Here is a 23649-nt window from a genome sequence, read left to right as displayed (position 1 = left end):
GATCGTCGGACGTGTACCGGCCGGTCCATCGTGTTACTGCGCGAAGGCGCGATCGATGTATCACTTCGTTCCGCTCGCAGGACGGCTACCGAACCCACACCAGTAGCGATCGGCCGGTCGGGAACGGACCGCGGCAGTCGTCGCGGTTACAACCCCTCGAGCGACCGCAGCTTCTGTTCGACGTCCGGCGGCGCGGCGCTGGGACCGTCGCGCACGCGGTGGTCCGGGATCAGCAGCGGGGCGGGGTTCTCGTCCAGCGCGGTCCGGACGAGGATGATGTCGTCGTCGTCCTCGTGGTCGAGCCCGGAGGTCATCCGGGCGAGCGTCTCGACGGTGACCTGATCCCCGTAGGGGATCTCCCGAACGCCCTCGAGGACCGCCCGCTGGTCGGTCGGCATGGTCATCGCGATCTGGACGTCCTCGAAGGTGACCGGCTCGAGGCCGTCGAGGTATTCGAAGATTCGATCCAGGAACGGGTGCTCGTCCTCGACGTCGTCGTCGGGAATCTCGGGGAAGGAGACGCTCAGGACCCGCCCGCTGGCGGCTCCGAGCTGAACGTACCGATCGAGGTAGTTCGACTCGCGCGCGTAAATTCCGGCGTCCGTAACGTCGACCATAGGCCGCCGTAGGCGGGCCGGGCTTGAATAGCCGCCGGTCCGCGCGCTCGACGGCCGTCGGTCCGTGTGTCTCCAGGACGCAAGCCTTATGTACATATGAGTACGTCGATGTACAATAATGAACTCCGATACGGAGCTCGCGCCCGCGGTGCGGTCGATCCTCGAGGCGGCCCGGGAGCGCTCGGGCGGTGACGCCGTCATCGACGTCGACGCGCGCTCGCTGTCCGACGCGTTGGCCGACGCGGAGGCCGAGGGACGAGTCCCAGTGATCGCGGAGGTGAAACCGACGAGTCCGACGGCCGAGGGGACTCGAGACGACGATCCGGTCGAACTCGCGCGGGCGATGGTCGACGGCGGCGCGGCGGCGATTTCGGTGCTCACGGAGCCGACCCACTTCGGCGGGTCGCCGGACGCGCTGACCCGCATCCGGGAGGCCGTCGACGTGCCGGTCCTGCGCAAGGACTTCGTCCTCGACGAACCGGGGATGGATGTCGTCGCGGCGGACCTGTTGCTGGTGATCGTCAGGTTCGTCGACGACCTCGAGGCGCTCGTCGCCGCGGCCCGCGAGCGCGGCTTTCAACCCCTCGTGGAAGTGCACGACCGCGCGGAACTCGAGGCCGCGCTCGCGGCGGGCGCGGAGATCATCGGGGTGAACAACCGCGATCTGGCGCGACTCGAGGTCGACCTCGAAACGTTCGAGTCCGTCGCCCCCCACGCTCCGGCCGACGTGACGCTGATCGCCGAGAGCGGGGTGTCGTCGCCGGCCGACGTGCGACGGATGCGCAAGGCGGGTGCCGACGCCCTCCTGGTCGGGAGCGCCGTCATGGACCACGGCGCGGGCGACAGCGACGTGACCGAGAACACGCGACGGCTCACGCGAGCGGAATCGGCCGAATCGACGACGGAGGAAACGACATGAGCGAGTACGACGGAGACTCCAAGACATGAGCACGGAACACGAACGCGGCGACGAGCACGACTCCGAACGGACGGGCACGTTCGGCGACTACGGCGGCCAGTACGTCCCCGAGGCGCTGATGCCGGCCCTGCAGGAACTCGAGGACGCCTACGAGCGGTACGTCCTCGAGAACGAGGACGGATTCCTGGACGAGTTCCACGAGCGGATGCGAGACTTCGGCGGGCGGCCGACGCCGCTCCAGCGCGCGGACCGGCTGAGCGAGCGCTACGACCGCGAGATCTACCTCAAGCGCGAGGACCTCCTCCACGGCGGTGCCCACAAGCTGAACAATGCACTCGGACAGGTACTGCTGGCCAAGTACATGGGCAAAGAGCGGATCATCGCCGAGACCGGTGCCGGGCAACACGGCACCGCGACGGCGATGGCCGCGGCCCACCTCGACATGCCCTGCGAGATCTACATGGGCCGGACGGACGTCAACCGCCAGCGCCCCAACGTCTACCGCATGCGGATGAACGGGGCCGAGGTGAATCCCGTCGAGGCCGGCAGCGGCACCCTGAAGGAGGCGATCAACGAGACGATGCGCGACTGGGCGACCACCGTCGAGCGAACCCACTACGTGATCGGCTCGGTCGTCGGCCCGCACCCGTTCCCGAAGATGGTCCGGGACTTCCAGTCGGTCATCGGCGACGAAATCCGCGAGCAGATCCAGGCGACGGCCGGACGGCTCCCCGACAGCGTGGTCGCCTGCGCCGGCGGCGGCTCGAACACGATGGGCACTTTCCACGCGTTCGTGCCGGACGAGGAGGTGGACCTCTACGCCGTCGAGGCCGGCGGCTCGAGCCTCGAGATCGACGAAACGGCGGGCCTCGCACCCAACTCCGCGACGCTCTCGACGGGCACCGACGGCGTCCTCCACGGCGCGATGACGAAGCTCCTCCAGAGCGAGGACGGCCAGATCATGGAGTCACACAGCGTCAGCGCAGGGCTGGACTACGCCGGCGTCGGCCCGGAGCTCTCGCACCTCGTCGAGACGGGGCGGGTCACGCCCGCGAGCGTCGACGACGAGGCCGCGCTCGACGGCTTCCACCGGCTCTCGCGACTCGAGGGGATCATTCCCGCGCTCGAGTCGAGTCACGCGCTGGGCTATCTCGAGCGCGCGGCGGGACCCGTCGCGGAAACGTCGAGCGGACAAACCCCGCGAGACGTTGACGACGACCTCGGCGACCTCGTCGTCGTCAACGTCTCCGGACGCGGCGACAAGGACCTGGAGACCGTGCTCGAGGAGACCGAAAAACGCGATCTCGAGGCCGCGCCGGACGTGGAGGTGTTCGACGGATGACCCGCGAGAGTCGAGCGGAGAGCGAGGAGCACGGCAGCGACGTCGAAGCCGCCATCCGCGAGGACCGCCCGGCGCTGATCACCTACATCACCGCGGGCGATCCGTCGCTCGAGGACACGAAGGCGTACGTCGAGGCCCTCGACCGTGGCGGCTCGGACCTGATCGAACTCGGGCTGCCGTTCTCGGAGCCGATCGCCGAGGGGCAGACGATCCAGGCCGCGATCAACCGCGCGCTCGAGGCCGGGACGACCCCCGAGGGCTTCTTCGAGCTGGTCGACGGCCTCGAGACCGAGGCGCCGCTGCTGGTGATGACGTACTACAACATGATCCTGCAGTACGGTTCGGAGCCGGACGTACGGCCGTTCGTCGAGCGCGCCGCCGAGGCCGGCCTCTCGGGGATCATCGTTCCCGACCTGCCCGCCGAGGAGGCGGCCCCGCTGCGCGAGGCCTGCGACGCCCACGGGCTCGATCTCGTCTTCATCGTCGCGCCGACGACCGAGGGCGAGCGGCTGGACGCCATCATGTCGCAGGTGTCCGGGTTCGCGTACGTCCAGGCTCGCCTCGGGACGACCGGTGCGCGAGCGAACGTCTCGACGGCGACCCACGACAGCCTCGAGCGGCTGTCGACGTACGACGTGCCCAAGGCCGTCGGCTTCGGCGTCAGCGAGGGCGACCACGCGGCCGAAATCGTCGAAGCGGGCGCCGACGGCGTCATCGTCGGCAGCGCGCTCGTCGACATCATCGCCTCGAGCGAGACGCCGGACGCGGCGGTCGACCGACTCGAGGCCAAAGCCCGCGAGCTCAAACGGGGCGCACGCCGCGGTGCGGAGACCGTAACGGTCGATCCGGAAGATGCACCGGAACCAGAACAGCCATAACTGCAAGCTTGCTACACTCCCGCAATGACCACAGGAATTGACGCACGACTCGAACGAATCGGGACAGACGGATCGTACGTAATCGTCCCCATGGACCACGGCATCACGATGGGTGCCGTCCAGGGGCTGAAAGACATCGAAGCGACGATCGACGGCGTGACCAGCGGTGGTGCGGACGCGGTTCTCACGCAGAAGGGCGTCGCACCCCGCGTCCACGAGAACAAGAACGGGAAGGGTTACATCGTCCACCTCAACGGCTCGACCACGATCGGCCCGGACGAGCAGGACAAGCGAATGACCGGGAGCGTCGAGGAGGCCATCCGGGTCGGTGCCGACGCCGTCTCCTTCCACATCAACGTCGGCTCGGATCACGAACCCGGCCAGATCAGCCAGCTCTCGGAGGTCACCGAACGGGCCAAGCGGTTCGGGATTCCGGTGCTCGCGATGGCCTACGCTCGCGGCCCCGGCGTCGATTCCGAGGACGCCGAGTCGCTCGGCCACGCGGTCCGGCTCGCCGAGGAACTGGGTGCCGACATCGTGAAGACCGGCTACAGCGGCGACGCGGAGAGCTTCCAGCACGTCGTCGAGTCGACCCGGCTCCCGGTCGTCATCGCGGGCGGCTCGAAGGGGTCCGACCGCGAGACGATCGAAATGGTCCGCGGCGTCATGGACGCCGGCGGTGCGGGCGTCTCCATGGGCCGTTCGATCTTCCAGCACGAGAACCCCGAAGCCATCGCGCGAGCGGTCGCCGGCGTCGTCCACGAGGATCTCTCGACCGACGAGGCGCTGGCCGAAGCGGGGCTGGCGCTCGAGGCCTAATTCTCGGTTTCCCTCCCGCAGCGTTCGACCGCCCGAGAGCCGTCGGCTTCCGCCCTCAGTGGCAATGCGTATCGAGGTACACGTCGCGGTCGGCGTAGTGGGGAGACAGCTCGACGGTGGCGTGATCGACGCCGTGGTGGGCGAGTTCGTCGTGGACGCGACCGACGACGGCCTCGGCGTCCGCCATCGTCTCGACGCCCGTTTCGACGTGGACCGTCGCGACCGTAATCTGGCTGCAGATCTGCCAGGCGTGGAAGTCGTCCACTCGGTCGACGCCCGCTATCTCGGCGATGTGCGACCGGATGACCTCGCTCTCGAGCGGCGTCTTGAGGAAGAAAATCTCGCCGCTGCCGCGGAGGACCGCGATCGCCGACCAGGTCACGACGGCGGCGATCAGCGCCGCGGCGAGCGGATCGATGGCGCGGACGCCGGTGAGTTCGATGGCGATCACGGAGACGATGACGGCGACCGAACCGCCGGCGTCGCCGAGCAGGTGGTAGAACGCGCCCTTCTCGTTCAGACTCATCGCGTCGCCGTGGAGGACGAAGACCGAGCCGAGGTTGACCAGCAAGCCGCCCGTCGCGATGGCGATCGTCGGACCGGTCCCGATAGCGACGGGGTCCAGAAACCGCTGATAGGACTCCCAGAGGATGAAGCCGACCATCGGCAGGAGCAACAGCCCGTTGAGGAAGGCGGCGAATGGCTCGAGGCGGTGGAGGCCGTACGACCAGCGGTCGCCGTCGCCGTAGCGTTCCGCGACGTGGGCGGCAGCGAAGGCCATCACGTACGCGAGCGCGTCGAACAGCATGTGGACGGCGTCGCTGATCAGCGCGACCGAGCCGAACAGCAGCCCGCCCCCGAGTTCGACGAGGAAGCCGACGATATTGATGAGCGAGACGGCAGCGAGCTTGCGGCTGCTGGTCGACTCCCCACCGTGGCTGTGGCCGTGACCGTGGCCGTGATCGTCGTGCGCGTTCGCTGACTCGGAACGACTCATCGTACGTCGAACTCGAGAGCTCGTACTTATTAATTCGACTGCTATAACACGGGGTTTTCTGTATTAACTGTAGCAAAAATCCGGTCGAGAGTTAATAAACCGACCGCGGTTCCCGCCGGTCGAGCGACCGGAAGAAATTCGGGGTCCGTCCCCCATCTCGAGTCCGTGACCGACCGAGACGAACTCACGCTCGCGGACGAGATCGTCGCTCGGGCGCGGATTCACGCCCGCGAGGTCGTCGCGGACGACCGGCTTCCGGTCGACCTCGGGGCCGTCGAATGGGCGGTCTCGTCGCGGGCGCGCCGGCGGGCGGGCTGCTGCCGGTGGGACGCGGACCGCGACGTGGCGACGATCGTCCTCGCCCGGCGCGCGTACGAGCGGTACGACTGGCCGGCGTTCGCGGGAATCGTCCGCCACGAACTCGTCCACGCCTGGGAGTTCCAGCGGTTCGGCGAGTCCGGCCACGGCGACCGGTTTCGCGAGCGTGCCGCGGCGCTCGAGGCCCCGCGCCACTGCGAGGCGTTCGCGGAGCCGCGGTACGTCCTCCGGTGTCGGGCGACCGGCTGCGACTGGCAGGCGAACCGCCACCGCGCGTCGAAGCCGGTGAAGTCGCCCGATCGGTACCGCTGTGGGGACTGCGGCGGCGTCTACGAGGTCGAACACGTCGAGAGCGGACGGACGTGGACGGACGCGAGCGGCTACGGCGGCGCGAAGGCGGCCCTCGGCGAGAAGTGGTGACGCGGGACGTCGAGGCTCGCGCGGAAGGCTTATTCGACTCACGATACCTGTTTCGGGTATGGGAATACTCGATCTAATGCTGGGGTCGTCCGGTCCCGGCGAGCAGGGCGTCGCGGCGAAGTCGTACACGCTGCCGAAGGAGACGCACGACTTCGTCTATCCCGTCGCGGTCCGCCGCGAGGAAGTCGACGCCGTCGCTGCGTTGCTCGAGGCGGAAGCGGACGCCCCGCCGCTTAAGGCGGAGTCCGACGACCTGCAGGCGGCATTCGAGGGCGTAACGGGAGACGGGAATCTCGATATCGACACTGAGGAACTGGCCGAGCGGATGCGGCGACCGCGTCGCGCGACCGAACCCATCATCGAACGCTGGCGCGAGGACCTCGAGCGGGATATCGGCGTGGTGTACGCCCGCGAGGAGACCTACGACGCGCTGGTGGCGTTCGTCAAACTCTGCAAGCAACGCGACGACGACGAGGCCGACGCGTTCGAGCTCCCCGAGAGCTTCCCGAACGCGGCGGCGCTGCTCAAGCGACTCGAGGAAGGAACCGACACCCAGTATCGTGCCGTGGTCCACACGGATCTCTTGCCGGACCAATAGGAGCGGGACGGCTAGACGATCGTCTCGAACGCCTCGAGCGAGGCGAGTTCGTAGGTCGGTTCGTGCCCGCGGGGCCCGTCGTCGCGGCCGGGATCGAGCCAGGCCGAATCGAGTCCCATCGCGTTGGCACCGGCGACGTCGGCGTGGAGCGAGTCGCCGACGTGGATCGACGCGTCCGGCGCGGCCTCGAGTTCGGCGAGCGCGCGCTCGAACGGTGCCGCGTCCGGCTTCGGGAAAATGCCGGCGCTCGGCTCCGTGAAGACCCGGGCGTCGAACGCGTCCTCGATCTCCAGCGCCCGGAGTTTCCGCGTCTGCGTCTCCCGTCCGCCGTTCGTGATGAGGCCGACACGGGCCAGATCGCGGGCGCGCTCGAGCGCGGCTTTCGCTCCCGGACGAAACGCGACGGCGGTCGGATCCCGCGACTCGAGGTACGCCGCGGCGAGCGGGGGCGCGGTCGCGGGGTCCGCGCCGGCACGGCGTGCGACTTCGGTAAAGAGGTGGTCGTAGAACTCGCGGTCCGTCTCCGCGGTCGGCAGCTCGGGCACGGCGGCACGCAGATCCGCCGGCGTACAGAACGGCTCGCAACCGGCGTGCTCGAACGCCGACTCGAGCACCGTCCCGGCGTCCTGGGTCGACTCGCAGAGGGTCGCATCGAGATCGAAACAGATCGCGTCGTAGGCGGCCATCTGTCCCCTTCTAGCGGAGCCGGCGTGGTCAACGTTTCGCCGAGCCGAGACCGCTCCGCCGAGCGTCGGCGTGACTGCCGGCCCCCCGGGGCACCGCGACCCTCGAGCCGGTGATCCGGTTCGAGCCGGACCGGCGATTCCGCAGCAGTTATTTTTACTGACACGCCTCTCGGTGTATGGAGGTCGTCAAGCGAGTTCACGTCACGCCGCTGGGGTACGAGTTCGATCGGATCCTCGAGCCGATACGGAACCAGCGGGCCGATCTGGTCTATCTCCTCGAGGACGAGCGCGCCGCCGGCGAGGAGTCGGCGGAACCGGAGGAACCGGACGGCGACGAGCGGGGCGAGCCCGACGGTCGAAGCACCGAGCGGAACGCGACGGCGAGGGCCGCGTACCACGACGAGTTGTGCGACGAACTCGAGTCGATCGTCCCCGAGGTTCGGACCAGGGAGTGCGATCTGACGGACGTCTACGCCGTCCTCGGCGAGGTGACGACGATCGCCGACGTGCACGCGGACGATCAGGTGTACGTCAACGTCTCCGGGGCCGGCACGATCCCGGCGATCGGCGCGACGATCGCGTGCATGGACGTCTCGACGGACGCTCACGCCTACTACGTCGAACCCAGAACGTACGCCCACGAGGGGACGACCGAGCCGATTTCAGCCGGCGTCGACGAGATCGAGGAGGTCCCGACCTATCCGATCGAGTCGCCGACGCGCGAGCAGGTCGCGATCATGGAGTTTCTCTCCGACCCCGGCGCGTGGGACGGGTTCCACGACGATCGGACGGCACCGCCGAAGAAGAAGGATCTCATCGAGTACGCCAGGGATCGCGAACTCTCCTTCATGGCCGATCGCCGCTCGCCCGACGAACACACCGGGGAGGACAAGGGCGCGTTTCGAGTGCTCGATACCCACGTCCTCGAGCCGCTCGCCGAGGACGGCTATGTCACGATCGAGTCGGTCGGTCGCCGTCGCGTGGTCGAACTGACCGAGCGGGGCGAAAACGCCTACCGGGCGTTCAGACACAAGCTCATCGACGAGACCAGCGAGATGCGATAGGGCGGGACCGGTGCGGTTCGGGCCGAGTGCGGCAGGTGGAGGGCCGAGTGCGGCAGGTGGAGGGCCGAAGACGGATCAGTCCCCGTCGTGGACCAGGGCGTACAGTTTCGTTCCCAGCCGAGCCAGCTCGAGGTCGGCCTCGAGCCGGTCGATGTGGGCGCGAAGCGCCGCCGCGTCGAGCCCCGGGAACTCGCGGTCGGTTCGGGAGTCGAGGTGGCTGCTCGCGCGAGCGAGCAGGAAGGGCGCGGCGTCAGCGAGGTGCGAGCCCGGAAGCTCGGGGCCAGCGGCGCGGCCGCGCTCGATCGCGGCCAGGACCTCCTGGGCCACGATGAGCGTCCGCCGCAGCGAGCGGATCTCGTCGGCGTCCGCGGGCGGCGTCAGGTGCCGTGCCAGCAACTCGTGGGCGGCGACGACCCGTTCCGGATCGACGTCGAACGCGTCCGCGAGCCGGTCGTGGTCGAGGGCGCGGACGTCGGTGCGGCGAGCGGCGAGCCGGAGGGCTCCCAGCACGGCCGCCGACCGGCCGTACTCGAGGGCCGCCAGCTCGCCCGCGTGCTCGAACGCCGCCCGGGCGATGTCGGCCGCGGGATCCATCTCGAGCCGGGAGGCGGCGCAGTCGATCGACAGTTCGGCGTCCGTCTCGAGGTGGCGCTGACCCATATGCGAACGATCGCCCGGCCCTATATTATCAACTTCTGAGAAGGTATCAGTACTTTCGTTACTTTCGTGACTGTCGGCCCTTTTGCTACTGGCGAGGGTGTTGACATAATCTATTCAGTAGAGACAGTAACGACGAGTTCGGAAACCGGCGAGCGGACCCCGATCGGTTCGCGTGGGTGCCGACCGGGCCGTCGCCCCTGCCCGATTCGCCACGTTCAAGCCGGTTCCCTTCGACGGTCGATTCATGACGCGATCTGTCTGGGTAAAAGCCGACGACACCGTCGGCGACTGGGACGACCGCCGGGCGCGGATCACCGCCGCGCTCGAGGCGGGTGTAGACTGGGTACTGGTCGACGAGGAGGACGTCGAACGCGTCCGCGAACTCGGCGATATCAACGTCGCGGCGTTTCGGACCGACGGGGACGTGACCCTGGTCGACGACATCGACGCCGCCGAGTCCGACGAGAGCGACGACGATCCGGCCGCGCAGGCGGACGCGGTCGTCGTCGGGAAAGACGGGGAGGGTGACGCCACGATCGACCTCCCCGAGGACTTCTCGGGTTCGGCGGATCTCTCGACGTTGCGCCGGGACGGCGAGTTCGACCGCGGCGCGTACGTCCGGATCCTGGGCACGGAGTACGAACGCTTCGCCGAGACCGCCGCCGAGGAAGCCGACTACACGATCGTCATCGGCGAGGACTGGACGATCATCCCCCTCGAGAACCTGATCGCCCGCATCGGCGAGGAGACCGACCTCGTCGCGGGCGTCACCAGCGCCGAGGAGGCCAAGACGGCCTTCGAAACCCTCGAGATCGGCTCGGATGCCGTGTTGCTCGACTCCGACGACCCCGACGAGATCCGAAAGACCGTCGAAGTGCGCGACGAGGCCGCGCGTGAGCGCCTCGAACTCGAGTACGCCGAGATCCTCGACGTCGAACGGGCCGGCAGTGCCGACCGAGTCTGCGTCGACACCGGCAACCTGCTCGAGCACGACGAGGGAATGCTCGTCGGTTCGATGAGTCGCGGGCTGGTCTTCGTCCACGGCGAAACGGCCGAATCGCCGTACGTCGCCTCGCGCCCCTTCCGGGTCAACGCGGGCGCGGTCCACGCCTACGTCCGCACCCCGGACGGCGGCACGAAATACCTCTCGGAGCTCCGCAGCGGCGACGAGGTCCAGGTGGTCGATACCGACGGCAACACGCGCGAGGCCATCGTCGGTCGGGTCAAGATCGAACAGCGGCCGATGTTCCGGATCGCCCTCGAGACCGAGAGCGGCGACCGCGTCGAGACCCTGCTCCAGAACGCCGAGACGATCAAGGTCGCCGCCGCCGAGGGGCGAAAGGCGGTGACGGACCTTGAGGTCGGCGACGAGATCCTGCTCTACTACGAGGACACGGCGCGGCACTTCGGCGAGACCGTCGAGGAGAGTATTATCGAGAAATAGCTGATTTCCTCGACCCCTCCGCCTGCTAACAGCGGGAATTGTGATCATACCACACGGCCAGCTCCCCGGTCGGTCGAACGGCGGAAATCGGTTCTCTGCTCCGTGATCAGTCCCGTATTCGTACACCGATATCGGGATTAAAATTCAACTTTTTCATTATTTTGGCCCGAAAGCGGCCAAAATCTATGGTGATTGCTACCGTGGCACCAATCGTACCATGAGCGTAACTCGAGAGAAAGTCCGAGCGGTCGAACCGCCGGAGTTCGCGGTGACGCTGCGCAACGCCGGGCTGGCGGGGGCGGGCGGAGCCGGGTTCCCGACCTACGCCAAGTGGGAACGCCTCGAGGAGGTCGACTCGTTGCTGGTGAACCAACAGGAGAGCGAGCCGAACTACTACATGGACAAGTGGCTGATCCGAGAGCGGACCGACGAGTTGGCGGCGCTGTTCGACGGACTGCTCGACCGCGCGTTCGACCGGATCGTCATCAGTGCCAAGTGGACCGACCGAGACGAGTGGCTGAATACCTTCGAGACCGCGACCGACGCGACTGTCTACGAGCCGACCGAACTCCCGATCGACGGCGACGAGACGGGACTCGTCGTCGCCTACACGGCGGACAAGTACGAGTACGGCATGGAGACCGTTCTCATGCGGATCGTCGCGGACGTCGTCATGCAGGGCGAGGAGTTGCCGATGGATCACGGCTGGGTCGTTCAGAACACGGAGACGCTGTCCAACGTCTACCGCGCGCTCGTCGACGACGAGCCGACGACCGAGAAGTTCGTCCACGTCGACGGCCGCGTCCCGACCCACCGGTTTCTCGAGGTCCCGATCGGGACGCCCGCGACGGCACTCCTCGAGGCGGCGGGTCGATCCGAGGGTATCGGCGAAAACGAGATCCTCCTGGACGGCGGACCGGGGTGGTGTTTCGAGATCGATCAGTCGGCGGAGACGTTCGGCGTTCGCAAGCGCACCAACTGTCTGCTCGTGATGGAGGAATCGGTCGTCGACGAGAACCGTCTCGGGAGCGGCGGCCGGATCAACGTCCTCTCGTCGGCGGCGTGGAAGCACTCGAACCACGAGACGGAGCCGACGGCGACGCTCGCACCGGACCGCGTCGAGGTGCCGCTGATCACGAACCCCGACTTCGAGGGGGTGGTAACGCCGAGCGAACCGATCGTTCGGTCGGGCGACGAGATCGAGTCGGGCGAGATGATCGCCCGGCCGGCCGACGGTACCAGCGTCGCCCAGCACGCCCCGATCGACGGGACGGTCACCGGCGTCGACGAGCGGTCCATCACGATCGAACGGATCGACGACGCGGCGACGGGAGCGGTCGGCGCCGACGCCGCGGACGCGGCCGACCCGCACCGCATCTACTGGACCTGGTGTACCGAGTGCGGCCGGTACCTCCCGGAGCCGGAACTCGAGACCGAGGATCCCGGCGAATTCGTCTGTCGCGACTGTCGCTGACGTCGCCGTTCGGCGGTCGGCACTCGCGACGCGACCGGCCTCGTGTGGGCCGGCACGCCGGTTCGGTCCGTCTCCGGGTGAGAAACCGCGCTCGATTCGGGTGGCGGCTCCGCAGACTAGCGGACGCACGGTCGGACGTCCGTCGAGCGAACCCACGCGGACGGGTTCCGTCGGTCAGCGATAATCGTTCCGTCGCCGTCCGCGTAGCTCACGTACTGCTCGATGTCGAGGTCCGTCGTGACGATCCGTTCGTCGCGTTGAATTCTGTCCGTTCGCATTCGAATCACTTCCGCCGACCGCATCCGCGACCGACGAGGGTGGCCTCGGTATCCGACGAACGGGGATAAGGGCACCGTTGAATCACTACTAGTGTGGTTATATTCCGACGACGATCCCGCGACACTCGACGGCACCGAGCGGCAACGGGAACGAACCATAGCGGTGGTCGCCCGTCGCGCGTCTAGGAGTGTATCGGTTCTTCGTCGGCCCCCTCGGGCTCGAGCCGCGTCGTACACCAGTGACAGAACGCGAGGTCCTCGTCGATTTCCTTCCCGCACTCGGGACAGGTCGCCCCCGCCGCGTCGTCGGTTCCGCCGGACGGGTAGCCGAGCGCGCGGAACGTCGCGTCGATCGCGGCGAACAGGGCGATAAACGAGAGGAAGAACTGCGCCACCGCGTCGGTTCCCTCCGCCATGATCGTCGCCTGCTCGCGGACCTCGTCGTAGCTGGTTATCGCACCGGCGGCCGCGAGCTGGTCCAACGGGAGAAAGAGGGCACTCGCCGAGAGGAAGAGACCGGCGAACAGGACGGCCCGGAGCCAGTCACGGACGAGAACGTGTCCCGCACCGGGCATGATCACCGACAGGCCGGCGGCGAGAAGCGCACGGAGCCATGTCATTGTCTATGTGGATGGTAGGGGACCCCTGCCCTTAACATTCCGATTTCGATTGTTTTCAGGTCACGTGAGACGGGCCACGAGTTTCGCGAGCGTCTCGAGGTCGTACTGCCCCGGCGCAGTCGCCTCGTCGGGATCCACGGGAGCGTACCCGATTTTCGACCCGTACACGGGAGCCACCGCTCGGGTGTGACTCCCGACTTCGCCCATCGCCATCGTCGCGACGGAATCGCCGTGGGCCGTCAGCTGCTCCGTCGCGGACAGCAACGCGAGCGTGTCCGCCTTCGATTCCGCTGTCACTGCCAGCTTCGCCACGTCCGCGTACTTCCCTGCTTCCGTCAGCGTCCGCACCATCTCTTTCCGGGGCGGCGTCCCCTCGAAGTCGTGTGTCGACGCGACGATCGAGACGCCGCGGTCGCGGGCCGTCTCGAGCAGCCCCGCGGCCGCACCGTCCAGAATCGACTCGAGTTCGATATCGATCGCGTCGACGCTCTCGACGGCGGTCGCCGCGGACAACGCCTCGAGCCGGCCGTCGTCGTCCGCGTCACCGCCCTCCCAGTCGGCTCGATTCGTCGCGAGAATCGGCAGGTCGCCGTCGTACGCCTCGAGCGCTGCCAGCGGCTCGTCGGCCAGGTCCATTCGAAATTCGATCGCGTCGGCGTGTTCGCGGGCCGCGGGTTCGTCCGAGAGATCGGCGGTCGCCGCTGCGAGCACGAACGAGTCGAAACGTAGTCCCATCGCTAGTCAATGCGAACGAGAACGGCAAAAACGGTATCGTTCCGGCGAGTTCCGGCGTTACGCCATCCCGATGGTCTCCTCGGCCTCGAGGAGCTCGTGGTAGCGGTTCCGGATCGTCACTTCGGAGATGTCGGCGACGTCGGAGACGGCGGCCTGCGTGGTCTTCTCGTTGGTCAGCAGGGCGGCGGCGTACACCGCTGCCGCGGCGAGGCCGACCGGCGACTTGCCGCTGTGCACGCCCTTCTCCTTGGCGTTCTGGAGGAGCGAGCGCGCGCGGTGCTCGGCCTCGTCGGAGAGCTCGAGACCCGAAGCGAAGCGGGGGACGTAGCTCTCGGGGTCGGCCGGCTGGACCTCGAGTCCGAGTTCGCGGACCACGTAGCGGTAGGTGCGGGCGATCTCGTTTTTCTCGACGCGGGAGACGTCGGCGATCTCGTCGAGACTCCGCGGGACGCCGGCCTGGCGGGCGGCGGCGTAGACGCAGGCCGTCGAGACGCCTTCGATCGAGCGGCCCGGCAGGAGATCCTCGTCGAGCGCACGGCGGTAGATGACGCTGGCCGTCTCGCGGACGTTCGTCGGCAGACCCAGCGCGGAGGCCATCCGGTCGATCTCGCCCAGCGCCTGTTTCAGGTTGCGCTCCTTGGAGTCGCGGGTGCGGAAGCGCTCGTTCCACTTGCGCAGGCGCTGCATCTTCTCGCGCTGTCGGGAACCGAGGGAGTTCCCGTAGGCGTCCTTGTTGCGCCAGTCGATGTTCGTCGAGAGTCCCTTGTCGTGCATCGTGTTCGTCGTGGGCGCGCCCACGCGGGACTTCTCGTTCTTCTCGGCGGCGTCGAACGCGCGCCACTCGGGGCCGCGGTCGACGGAGTCCTCCTCGACGACGAGCCCGCAGTCCTCGCAGACGGTCTCGCCGTGTTCGTCGTCGACGACGAGTTGGCCGGTACACTCGGGACAGAGCAGGTCCTGTTCCTCGCTTTCGGTCTCCCGCTCGTTCGTTTCTTCTTCGCTACGCCGTACTCTCGTGTTCGATGGTGCGTTAGTCATACGATGGCGATTGCTGCCCGGCCGAACCGATCGCAAAAGCCCGGACGGATCCGTTACCTCCCACGTTCAGAGACTCGAGGCATAAGGGTTTCGGAATCTCGGTCCTACATCCCGCGAAAACGGGTAATTCGGGAGAAAGAGCATGATAGATAGAAACATTGAAGCTGAGGAGAAGGCGTCGAGCGCCGGCCGGGACGCGGCCGAAACGGAGGCTCCAACTGCGGCCCGTTCGAACGCCCGGTATGAAACTCGCAATCGGCAGCACGAATCCGGTGAAGATCGACGCCGTCGAGCGAACGCTCGAGCGATACGAGCCGACGGTGACCGCCGTCGACGTCGAGTCCGGCGTGAGCGAACAGCCGCGGTCGGTCGGGGAGACCGTCACCGGTGCGAAGAACCGCGCCGAGCGAGCGCTCGCGGCGACCGACGCCGACTACGGCGTCGGCCTCGAGGGCGGCGTCGCGCGACTCGACCAGTCCCCGGGACTGTCCTTGATCATGTGGGGCGCGGTCACGGACGGCGAGCGGACGGAACGAGGGAGCGGACCGACGATTCGGCTCCCCGACCGCGTCGCCGAGCGCGTCGCGGACGGGGCGGAACTCGGCCCGGTAATGGACGACCTGCTGGGGACCGAGAATATCGCCGAAGCCGAGGGCGCTGCGGGCGTGCTCACGGACGGGTTGACGGATCGAACGCGAGCGCTCGGCGAGGCGGTTGCCTGTTCGTTCGGCCCGTTCGTAACAGCGTATTACGACGTCGACGCGTAGCTGGTAGTCGCGCCGATCGACCGACCCCGATCGGCTCCGCTCGAGTCCGCGGCCTGGCCCGTCGGCCGGAAACCATCACGAACAAACGACAGTCCAAACGGAGGATGTATTAACCGGACGTACCAACGAAACGTTTCCAGCCGATTATTCATCGATTACCCGCAGACGAAATCGGCGGAAGGCGGCGGGTTAACCGCGCGTACCAAACCCCCTAAGGGCGTTCCTGTCATCCGGTCGTGTATGAGCACTGCAATGGCCCCCGACCTCACGAGCAAACAACAGCGGATTCTGGAGTACCTCCGGAACAACGCGGCGACGAAGACGTACTTCAAATCCCGGCTCATCGGCAAAGAGCTCGGCATGACGGCCAAAGAGGTCGGCTCGAACATCACCGCGCTTCAGGAGGGCGACTACGACATCGACATCGAAAAATGGGGTTACTCCTCGAGTACCACCTGGAAAGTGGACGTCTAGTACCAGCGCGTCGACAGCGCCGTTGCGTCTCGCCGTTTTACCGATCGTCACGCACGGCCGACGAGCGACGGGCGCGACGAATCCTCTTTACCCGTCCGTCCCTACTCCCGACGAATGACGCCGCCAGTGCTGTTCGATATGGACGGAGTCGTCCTCGAGGGTCCCCGGACCGATCCGCAGGTGTACGCCGACGCCGCCGACGCCGCCCTCGCCGACCTGGGAGCGGCCCCCTCGCCGTCGCAGCGTCGCGAGTTCAGGACGCACGACCGCGAACGGATCAGGGAACACTGCCGGGACCTCGGCATCGATCCCGCGCGGTTCTGGGAGCGCAAAGAGACGGACGCCTCGAGAAGGACCCACGATCGCCTTCGGTCGGGCGAGCGCGGGACCTACGACGATATCGACGCGATTCGTGACCTCGGCGAGCGGACGACGATCGGACTCGTCACGAACAACCGCCACGAGACTGCCGCGTTCGTCGCCGACTACTACGAACTCGACTTCGACGTCGTCCGCGGGCGAGACCCGACGTTCGAGGGGTACGAGCGGCGCAAGCCCGACCCCTACTACATCGAGGACGCGCTCGACGAACTCGGCGTCACGAGTGGACTCTACGTCGGCGATTCGGTCACGGACGTGACGGCCGGCCGCGCAGCCGGCCTCGAGACCGCCTTCCTCCGCCGCCCGCACAACCGCGACCGCGAGCGACCGCCGAAATCGAGTCGCTGTCCGAGTTGCCGTCGCTGCTCGAGTCGGCCGATTCGGGAGAACCGAAGCGCACGTAACCGCGTCGTAATCAGTTCTTACCGGTTTTGCTCGCCAGGTAAGCAGCTGTTAGCCGTTAGCCCTGGTACTCGAGGAATTGGTCCGCGTCGCGGGCGAGCGTCCGCGCCCGGTCGCCGAACGAGTCCGCGTGGCGGACGACCAGGACCAGCACCGTCTCCGGGCGTTCGACCGCGTAGCCGTCGTCTCGGGAGAGCAGTCCGGCCTCCTCGAGTTCGCCGGCGTACTTGCTCACCGTCGGCGGGGAGACGTCGAGCGCGGTCGCGAGATCGCCGGCGGTGGCGTCCGCATTCAGGAGGAGTTCGATCAGCATGCCGCGTGGCGTCTCGCGCCGGAGGTATCCGAGGGCTCGTTTCTCGAACTCGTCGAACCGGCCGGCCGTGACGAACCGCTTGTAATCGCCGTCACGATAGCGCTCGATGGCGTCGAGTTCCTCGAGCCGGCGCAGGTGATGTTGGGTCTCGCCGGTCCCGAGTTGCAGGTCGTCGCGGATCTTGGAGAAGTGCGCGCCGGGGGTCGTCGAGAGATAGCCCGCGATCGCGTCGCGTGCGTCGCTTTCACCCGTGTCAGCCGCCGCTGAATCCGAGCGTCCGACCAGCGGGGAAGCGGCACCGAGGGCGGCGAATCGGCGCAGGGTCGCTCGCTTTTCGTCGTCGACCCCATCGGGTGATGTCATTTCTACCTACCGTATCCAAGGGTGCGACCCGTAAAACAGGTTTCGCTCCACTTTGTTCATCGAAGATTACCGGGTAGGTATCCGATACGTGGCGGTAGATGGCGGGAAACCGGGCGAGTCAGCGTATCCAGCGCCTTCGACCGACGGCGACGACGCAGCCGACCGGAAAAACGAGGTCGAGCCGGTCCGACCGGATCGTCGGCTACCTGCGGTCCATCAGTCGGCAGTCGTCAGTCGTCGGTCGACGGCTCGTCGGTCGACGGCTCGTCGGCCGGGGCGTCCGTTCCGCCGTCGGTCTGGCCCTGGAAGTCCTGATCCATCTCTTCGATGACCTCGTCCGGGTCGGAGATGTTCGCCGGGTCCTTCCCTTCCTTGATAGCCTGCGCTTCCTGCTCCATCGCTTCGACGTCCATATCCGCCTCCTGATCGATCTCGCCGATGATCTCGGCGATGTCGTCGAGGCCGATCAGTTCGCGCGTCTCGTCGTCGAACTCGCGGCTCTCGAGTTCGTGGCCGTTCTCCTTGACGTCGCTGCCCGAGAGGTGCTTGCCGTAGCGACCGACCAGCGAGGAGAGCTCCTGCGGAAGGACGAACGTCGTCGACTCGCCCTGTCCGATGTCGGCCAGCGTCTCCATCCCCTTGTCGATGACGGCGCGTTCGCCCATCGACTCGGCGGAGCGCGCACGCAGGACGGTCGAGATCGCGTCACCCTGCGCTTCCAGGATCTGGCTCTGCTTTTCACCCTGTGCGCGGATGATCTCGCTCTGCTTGTCACCTTCCGCCTTCTCGACGGCGCTGCGGCGTTCACCCTGCGCCTCGAGGATCATGGCGCGGCGTTTCCGCTCGGCGGAGGTCTGTTGCTCCATCGCGCGCTGGACGTCTTTCGAGGGGTTGACCTCGCGGACCTCGACGCTCTCGACGCGAATTCCCCACTCGTCGGTGGGTTCGTCGAGTTCGGTGCGGATGCGGGCGTTGATCTCCTGGCGTTTGTTCAACGTGTCGTCGAGTTCCATGTCACCCAGGACGGCACGTAGCGTGGTCTGTGCGAGGTTCGAGACGGCCCGCTTGTAGTCGTCGACCTGCAGGAACGCCTTCTTGGCGTCCATCACCTTGATGTAGACGACGGCGTCGGCGGTCACCGGCGAGTTGTCGCGGGTGATCGCTTCCTGTCGGGGAACGTCCAGCGTCTGGGTTCGCATGTCGAACGCGTACGTGTTCGAAACGAACGGCGGGACGAAGTTGATCCCCGGCTCGAGGAGTTTGCGGTACTCCCCGAAGACGGTCAGGGCGCGTTTCTCGTAGGCGTCGACGATCTCGATCGCGCTGAGCAGCGCGGCGATGACGACGACGAGGGCGAGCGCACCGACGATCAGCAAGGCACTACCGACGGTTTGCATTGGGAACAGTTCGAGCACCATATTTCGGCCTTACGGCGGCGGGGAGAAAAGCGTTCCCTTATTTCGCCAACACTTTTATGGGAGACACTGTCTAGCCCGACGTCTCGGTTTCCGTCTCGGGATCGGTCCCGGTGATCGACCCGTCACCGGTGCCGTCGGCGGCTTCCCGCTCGGTCCGATCGGACGCCGCGTCGTCGCGTGCGAGCGCGCGATCGATTTCGTCCTCGCCGATCGCACCGAGGGATTCGACCGTGAGCACGTTCCCGCCGCCGGGGTCGATGACGATGATCTCTTCACCCTCTTCAATCGTTCCGTCGGTCGTCCGCGCGCTGTAGTAGGGAGCGAACCCGCCCTCGTCGAGTTTGACCTCGCCGCTACGGGTCGTGACGGTCTCGGTGACGTAGCCCGTCGCACCGGACAGCGAGTCGGAATCTGTCGTCTGAGCCGTCCCTTTCCCGCCGTAGAAGTCGAACTCGTGGTAGACGTACGCGGCGGCGAGTCCGATGAGTAACGTCAGCGCAGCCAGCACGAAGGGGCCCGCCGCGGGCGGAAACAGGACGCCGACGAGACCCGCACCGACCAGTGCGATCCCGATGACGATGAGGTGGGCCCCGGGTGAGATCGCTTCGAGAACCATCAACACGAGTCCCACGACTAACAGCAAAAGCGGCACGTTCCCCACGAGGGATTCGACCATATGTGATGGTTGGGTCTCAGCCCGATTAAATGTTTACCGCGGTGGTGGAGTGGTTTTATCGAGCCGATCGATTCCTCGCGATACCGTCGGTCGTCGGGGTGGCTCATCCCAGCGGAATCATCACGAGTCTGGCGATCACGAACACCATCGCGAGCGCACCCAGGATCACGAACAGCGCGTTCTCGAGGTCCGGATCGCCGGGCTCGATCGGCGTCGAGCTGGCCTCGGGGCCGTACTCGTCCGCGGCCGCGTCCTCGTCGGATTCGTCGCTCGAGCCGGAGAGATCGAGCGGAATGCGAGCGTGCTCGTCGCCGTCCGAACGCCCGTCGCCGCTCGGTCGGTCGGTCCGATCGGCGATGTCCGGCCCCTCGTTCGAGTCGGCCGCCGTTCCGACGTCCGGTTCCGCCGACGGGTCGCCCCATCGATCGTCGGTGGCGTCGTCGTTCCCGGACGGATCGTCTGCCATACGCTCATGTAATGCGTCCGTCGTCAAAAACCCGCGGTCCGATCGCCGTCGCGTTCGCGGCCGGTCAGAGCCGGTCGGTCCGGTCCCCGATATCGCCGCCGTAGACGACGCCGCGTTCGGCGTCGATGGTAACGATGTCCCCCTCGACGAGGCCCGAGATGTCCGCATCGCTGATCATCGGAACGCCCAGTTCGCGCGCGACCATCGCCGGATAGCCGGTCATCCCGCGTTCGGCGTTGACGATGCCGCCGATCCGAGTCGTGTCGCCGGCGAACTCCTCGTCGAAGTCGGCGGGCAAGGCGACGACGGCTCCGTCGGGCACGTCCGAGAGGTTGCCGTCCGGAACGTGGACGACGGGACCGGTCGCCCGGCCCTCGACGACGACCTGACCCGTCGTCAGCGCGTCGGCCGCGACGTGGACCTTCAGCATATTCGTCGTGTTCGCCCCCTCGAGATCGGTCATCATGCCACAGAGGACGACGACGGTGTCCCCGCTCTCGGCGACGCCGGCGTTCAGGGCCGCCTGAACCGCCTTCTCGACGACGGCGTCCGCGCCCTGGTCCGACACGGAGGCGTACAGCGGCGTCACACCCCACGTCAGCGCAAGCTGGCGGCGAACCGCCCGGCTCGGGGTCGAGGCGACGACGGGCACGCCGGGGCGGTACTTCGCCGTCTTCAGCGCCGTGTACCCGGATTCGGTCGCCGCGACGACCGCATCCGCACCGATGTCCCGCGCCAGAAACCGCGCCGACCGGGCCAGCGCGTCCGTCCGCGCCTCACCAGAGGCGGGGACGCGCTGCTCGAGCACCTCGGCGTGCTCCGCCGAGCCTTCGACCTCGCGGACGATGCTGTCCATCGCGTCGACGACCTCGATGGGGTGATCGCCGACGGCGGTCTCGGCCGATAGCATGACCGCGTCGGTGCCGTCGAGGACCGCGTTGGCGACGTCCGAGGCCTCCGCGCGCGTCGGTCGACGGGCGTGGACCATCGAGTCGAGCATCTCCGTCGCCGTGATGACCGGGCGACCCGCATCGCGACAGTTGCGGATGATCCGCTTTTGAATCATCGGGACGTCCTCCATCGGACACTCCACGCCGAGGTCGCCGCGCGCGACCATCACGCCGTAGGCGGCGTCGATGATCTCGTCCATGTTCTCCACCGCGCCGGCGCGTTCGATCTTCGCGACGATCGGGATGTCCGCGCCCGCTTCCTCGAGCACCTCGCTCACTTCGTAGACGTCCGCGGCGTCCCGGACGAAACTCGCCGCGACGAAATCGACCCCCTTCTCCGCGGCCAGTTCGAGGTCGAGGCGGTCCTTCTCGGTGACGACGTCGAGCCCGAGTTCGACGCCGGGGACGTTGACCCCCTTGCGACCGCTCAGTTCGCCGCCGGTGTCGACTCGCGCCCGAACCGCGTCGTCCTCGTGGCCGAGGACGGTCGTTTCGATCAGCCCGTCGTCGAGCAGGATGCGGTCGCCCGGCTCGGCGGCGTCGATCGATACCGAGAGCCCGACCGTCTCCGGCGTCGCCTCCTCACCCTCGACGAACCGGACCTCGGAGCCGGTCTCGAGGGATACCGTCTCGCCGTCGGGCAGCGGCGCGGTCCGGATCTCCGGCCCCTTCGTGTCGAGCATGACGGCGACGGGTGCCGTTCGCTCCTCGTCGATCGCTCGGACCCGGTCGATCAGCGCCGCGCGGTCCTCGCGGGTGCCGTGGCTCGCGTTCAACCGCGCGACGGACATTCCGGCGTCTGCGAGCTCCCGGATCGTCTCCCGATCGCTCGAGGCCGGCCCCAGCGTACAGACGATTTTCGCGTTTCTCATGGCACGAACTAACAGTAGCACTGCCTAAAAGATGGTCACTTACTCGCGTCCGAGTACTTCTTGCTACCCGGAACACACCAGCGCCACACGCGCTACGAGGGCCGTTTCTGCGGACGAATCGACCGACGCAGCGTCTCGCTCCGGAGACGATCCGTCGAATCCGCCCGGGTCGTTTCCGATCGAGTTATGCCGTCGTGGTCTCCAGTTGACGGAGTCGATCACGGAGGAATCCGAGCAGCGAAAGCAGTACGCCGACCACGATGAACGGTATCGGAATCTCGAGGATGCCGCCGATAACGGTGAGCTGAAAGCCGAACGCGATCAGTTTGAGACCGAGTGTCTCGGACATTAATTGCTACTCAATAGGTGAGTCACATATACCTAGAGGGGACGGATCGGCGTGTTTCCCCCGCGTTTCGGCTCGTCGGCCGCGGTCCCGTCGCTTGCCACGCCAACCGTTTTCCGCGGATCGGCCCTCCGCTCCGACATGCCCACTTACGCCACGCTCGTCGACTTCGCCGATCAGGACATCCAGAACGCACAGGAACTCGCGTCGATCTGGGGCGACATCCGAACGGAGTTCGAGGAACACGGCGCGGATCTCCACGACTCCTACGCCGCCCTCGGCGAGCACGACTTCCTCGTCATCTTCGAGACCGCGGACAACGAGGCGGCGTTCAAGTCGGCGCTGACCCTCCACCGACACGGTCTCGAGGGCAAGACCATGGAGATCGTCGACACGAACGACTTCTCGAACGTCGTCGACGAAATCTGAACGGCACGCGGTCGTCGGGTCGAGTCAGTCCGCCGGCCGCTCGAGCAGCCGGGTGACGCGTTCGCCGCTGACGACTTCGGGAATGACGACCTCGTCGGCGCCGGCCTCCTTCGCGACCGATTCGTACATCTCGTCGCCGACCCGAACGAGAATTTCGGTCGTCGACGCGGCCGTCCCGCTGACGATCGCGATCTGGATGTTGACGTTCGAGTCGTCGATCGCGGCGACGAGTTTCGTCGCCCGGTCGACCCCGGCGGTCCGCAACACCTGCTCCCGTCTGGCGTCGCCCTCGACGAGCAGGTGCCCGTCCTCTCGAGCGCGCGTTGCGTTATCGCCGTTTATTTCGACGACGACGACCGTCCGACCCGCCTCCGCGAGCCGGTTGGCGACCGTTCGTCCGAACATTCCGTAGCCGCAAACGATGACGTGCCCGTCAGTGGTGTCGATTTGTCGTTGCATTGTTGCTCGTGAGACCGCCGTCGGAATCCGCCCCCCGAACACCTCGGTGACGACCGTCTCACCGATCCACAGTCCCGACAGAACGAGCCCGGCCGTCACCAGAATAGCGTAGGCCTTGGTCGCCCGCTCGGGACCGGCGTGCTCCTGAAAGTGGAGATCGACGCTCGTGAGATCGACCAGCCAGAACGCCGCCTCCACGAGGCCGACGTTCCCGAGCGCCGCAAAGCCCGCAATTCCCGCGACGACGATCGCGACGAAGACGCCGATCGGTGCCAGCGTCCGGCGCAGAACAGGCCGATCATCGAGGTGTGGGGTGGTATCGGGGAACACACGAGGCGGTTCGTAGAGGAGTTACAAATATCTATTTGAGAGGATTTTTAATGCATATTTGGACTGGTATACGCAGTTCCAGTCCCCGATAGCCCA

The 23649-nt window shown here is 66.9% G+C and carries 27 protein-coding genes and 1 pseudogene; 13 read left to right on the top strand and 15 right to left on the bottom strand.

The features are described from left to right. Positions 1 to 146 precede the first annotated feature (146 nt). Positions 147 to 617, bottom strand: a complete 471-nt coding sequence (locus tag BMX07_RS19410) for an MGMT family protein (protein WP_090621188.1) — start codon at positions 615 to 617, stop codon at positions 147 to 149. A gap of 118 nt (positions 618 to 735) precedes the next feature. Between BMX07_RS19410 and trpC the strand changes: the two genes are divergently transcribed. The 4 genes from trpC to BMX07_RS19390 are packed head-to-tail and all read left to right on the top strand — an operon-like array spanning position 736 to position 4575. Continuing rightward, entirely contained in the window at positions 736 to 1536 is an 801-nt protein-coding gene (gene trpC, locus BMX07_RS19405) for an indole-3-glycerol phosphate synthase (RefSeq protein WP_090621186.1), read from the top strand. 25 nt (positions 1537 to 1561) lie between these two features. Next, entirely contained in the window at positions 1562 to 2878 is a 1317-nt protein-coding gene (trpB, locus tag BMX07_RS19400) for a tryptophan synthase subunit beta (RefSeq protein WP_090621184.1), read from the top strand. Then, complete coding sequence (trpA, locus tag BMX07_RS19395; protein ID WP_090621182.1) at positions 2875 to 3756, top strand: tryptophan synthase subunit alpha; 882 nt, start codon at positions 2875 to 2877, stop codon at positions 3754 to 3756. Before trpB ends, trpA begins: the two co-directional genes overlap by 4 nt. 24 nt (positions 3757 to 3780) lie before the next feature. After that, a complete protein-coding gene (locus BMX07_RS19390; RefSeq protein ID WP_090621180.1) occupies positions 3781 to 4575 on the top strand; it encodes a 2-amino-3,7-dideoxy-D-threo-hept-6-ulosonate synthase in 795 nt (264 codons plus the stop codon). A gap of 55 nt (positions 4576 to 4630) precedes the next feature. Here BMX07_RS19390 and BMX07_RS19385 read toward each other — a convergent pair whose 3' ends face one another. After that, positions 4631 to 5572, bottom strand: coding sequence for a cation diffusion facilitator family transporter (locus BMX07_RS19385; protein ID WP_090621177.1), 942 nt, complete (start codon positions 5570 to 5572; stop codon positions 4631 to 4633). Between the two features lie 165 nt (positions 5573 to 5737). Between BMX07_RS19385 and BMX07_RS19380 the strand changes: the two genes are divergently transcribed. After that, positions 5738 to 6310: a SprT family zinc-dependent metalloprotease gene (locus BMX07_RS19380; RefSeq protein ID WP_090621175.1), complete on the top strand. Its 573-nt coding sequence runs from the start codon at positions 5738 to 5740 to the stop codon at positions 6308 to 6310. Between the two features lie 58 nt (positions 6311 to 6368). Continuing rightward, positions 6369 to 6908: a hypothetical protein gene (locus BMX07_RS19375; protein ID WP_175480218.1), complete on the top strand. Its 540-nt coding sequence runs from the start codon at positions 6369 to 6371 to the stop codon at positions 6906 to 6908. An 11-nt stretch (positions 6909 to 6919) separates the two neighbouring features. Here BMX07_RS19375 and BMX07_RS19370 read toward each other — a convergent pair whose 3' ends face one another. Beyond that, complete coding sequence (locus BMX07_RS19370) at positions 6920 to 7594, bottom strand: HAD family hydrolase (RefSeq protein ID WP_090621171.1); 675 nt, start codon at positions 7592 to 7594, stop codon at positions 6920 to 6922. A 176-nt stretch (positions 7595 to 7770) separates the two neighbouring features. Between BMX07_RS19370 and BMX07_RS19365 the strand changes: the two genes are divergently transcribed. Beyond that, positions 7771 to 8658 carry an HFX_2341 family transcriptional regulator domain-containing protein gene (locus BMX07_RS19365; protein ID WP_090621169.1) on the top strand — a complete coding sequence of 296 codons (888 nt, stop codon included), beginning with the start codon at positions 7771 to 7773 and terminating at the stop codon, positions 8656 to 8658. Between the two features lie 75 nt (positions 8659 to 8733). Here the strand turns inward: BMX07_RS19365 and BMX07_RS19360 are convergent, their stop codons facing one another. Further along, positions 8734 to 9318 (bottom strand): hypothetical protein, encoded by a 585-nt coding sequence (locus BMX07_RS19360; RefSeq protein WP_090621167.1) that lies wholly within the window; start codon positions 9316 to 9318, stop codon positions 8734 to 8736. Between the two features lie 244 nt (positions 9319 to 9562). On the opposite strand from BMX07_RS19360, the gene BMX07_RS19355 reads away from it, so the two are divergent. Then, the gene (locus BMX07_RS19355; protein ID WP_090621415.1) at positions 9563 to 10762 is read left to right on the top strand and encodes a 3-dehydroquinate synthase II; all 1200 of its coding nucleotides are present in this window, start codon (positions 9563 to 9565) and stop codon (positions 10760 to 10762) included. Between the two features lie 217 nt (positions 10763 to 10979). Beyond that, positions 10980 to 12236: an NADH dehydrogenase subunit gene (locus tag BMX07_RS19350; RefSeq protein WP_090621165.1), complete on the top strand. Its 1257-nt coding sequence runs from the start codon at positions 10980 to 10982 to the stop codon at positions 12234 to 12236. A gap of 116 nt (positions 12237 to 12352) precedes the next feature. Here the strand turns inward: BMX07_RS19350 and BMX07_RS24705 are convergent, their stop codons facing one another. From BMX07_RS24705 to BMX07_RS19330, 4 genes are all read right to left on the bottom strand, one after another. After that, positions 12353 to 12514 carry a DUF7331 family protein gene (locus BMX07_RS24705; RefSeq protein WP_175480217.1) on the bottom strand — a complete coding sequence of 54 codons (162 nt, stop codon included), beginning with the start codon at positions 12512 to 12514 and terminating at the stop codon, positions 12353 to 12355. 182 nt (positions 12515 to 12696) lie between these two features. Then, a complete protein-coding gene (locus tag BMX07_RS19340) occupies positions 12697 to 13134 on the bottom strand; it encodes a zinc ribbon domain-containing protein (RefSeq protein ID WP_090621161.1) in 438 nt (145 codons plus the stop codon). A 60-nt stretch (positions 13135 to 13194) separates the two neighbouring features. Beyond that, positions 13195 to 13869 (bottom strand): type I 3-dehydroquinate dehydratase, encoded by a 675-nt coding sequence (locus BMX07_RS19335; RefSeq protein ID WP_090621159.1) that lies wholly within the window; start codon positions 13867 to 13869, stop codon positions 13195 to 13197. Positions 13870 to 13926: 57 nt separating this feature from the next. Next, entirely contained in the window at positions 13927 to 14907 is a 981-nt protein-coding gene (locus BMX07_RS19330; protein ID WP_090621156.1) for a transcription initiation factor IIB, read from the bottom strand. 242 nt (positions 14908 to 15149) lie between these two features. Here BMX07_RS19330 and yjjX point away from each other — a divergent pair, with 242 nt between their 5' ends. The 3 genes and pseudogenes from yjjX to BMX07_RS19315 form a co-directional block, all read left to right on the top strand. Then, on the top strand, positions 15150 to 15674 hold the full coding sequence (gene yjjX, locus BMX07_RS19325; RefSeq protein WP_090621154.1) for an inosine/xanthosine triphosphatase: 525 nt from the start codon (positions 15150 to 15152) through the stop codon (positions 15672 to 15674). Positions 15675 to 15926: 252 nt separating this feature from the next. Then, entirely contained in the window at positions 15927 to 16148 is a 222-nt protein-coding gene (locus tag BMX07_RS19320) for a DUF7123 family protein (protein ID WP_090621152.1), read from the top strand. Positions 16149 to 16262: 114 nt separating this feature from the next. After that, positions 16263 to 16859: pseudogene (locus BMX07_RS19315) on the top strand (HAD family hydrolase); the annotation flags it as partial. A 130-nt stretch (positions 16860 to 16989) separates the two neighbouring features. On the opposite strand, the gene BMX07_RS19310 reads toward BMX07_RS19315, so the two are convergent. From BMX07_RS19310 to BMX07_RS24700, 6 genes are all read right to left on the bottom strand, one after another. After that, entirely contained in the window at positions 16990 to 17607 is a 618-nt protein-coding gene (locus tag BMX07_RS19310) for a winged helix-turn-helix transcriptional regulator (RefSeq protein WP_090621150.1), read from the bottom strand. 230 nt (positions 17608 to 17837) lie between these two features. Then, the gene (locus tag BMX07_RS19305) at positions 17838 to 19025 is read right to left on the bottom strand and encodes an SPFH domain-containing protein (RefSeq protein ID WP_090621148.1); all 1188 of its coding nucleotides are present in this window, start codon (positions 19023 to 19025) and stop codon (positions 17838 to 17840) included. A gap of 70 nt (positions 19026 to 19095) precedes the next feature. Further along, the gene (locus tag BMX07_RS19300; RefSeq protein ID WP_090621145.1) at positions 19096 to 19701 is read right to left on the bottom strand and encodes an NfeD family protein; all 606 of its coding nucleotides are present in this window, start codon (positions 19699 to 19701) and stop codon (positions 19096 to 19098) included. 103 nt (positions 19702 to 19804) lie between these two features. Next, positions 19805 to 20167: a DUF7312 domain-containing protein gene (locus BMX07_RS19295; protein WP_090621143.1), complete on the bottom strand. Its 363-nt coding sequence runs from the start codon at positions 20165 to 20167 to the stop codon at positions 19805 to 19807. A gap of 64 nt (positions 20168 to 20231) precedes the next feature. Continuing rightward, complete coding sequence (pyk, locus tag BMX07_RS19290) at positions 20232 to 21989, bottom strand: pyruvate kinase (RefSeq protein ID WP_090621141.1); 1758 nt, start codon at positions 21987 to 21989, stop codon at positions 20232 to 20234. A gap of 184 nt (positions 21990 to 22173) precedes the next feature. Continuing rightward, complete coding sequence (locus tag BMX07_RS24700) at positions 22174 to 22338, bottom strand: hypothetical protein (protein ID WP_175480216.1); 165 nt, start codon at positions 22336 to 22338, stop codon at positions 22174 to 22176. Positions 22339 to 22476: 138 nt separating this feature from the next. Between BMX07_RS24700 and BMX07_RS19285 the strand changes: the two genes are divergently transcribed. After that, positions 22477 to 22764, top strand: a complete 288-nt coding sequence (locus tag BMX07_RS19285) for a GYD domain-containing protein (protein ID WP_090621139.1) — start codon at positions 22477 to 22479, stop codon at positions 22762 to 22764. Between the two features lie 24 nt (positions 22765 to 22788). Here the strand turns inward: BMX07_RS19285 and BMX07_RS19280 are convergent, their stop codons facing one another. Continuing rightward, positions 22789 to 23553 carry a potassium channel family protein gene (locus BMX07_RS19280; RefSeq protein WP_245742173.1) on the bottom strand — a complete coding sequence of 255 codons (765 nt, stop codon included), beginning with the start codon at positions 23551 to 23553 and terminating at the stop codon, positions 22789 to 22791. Positions 23554 to 23649: the final 96 nt, after the last annotated feature.

Origin of the sequence: Natrinema salaciae (assembly GCF_900110865.1) — an archaeon.
Taxonomy (GTDB): Archaea; Halobacteriota; Halobacteria; order Halobacteriales; family Natrialbaceae; genus Natrinema; species Natrinema salaciae.
This window is presented reverse-complemented; position numbering and strand designations above follow the sequence as displayed.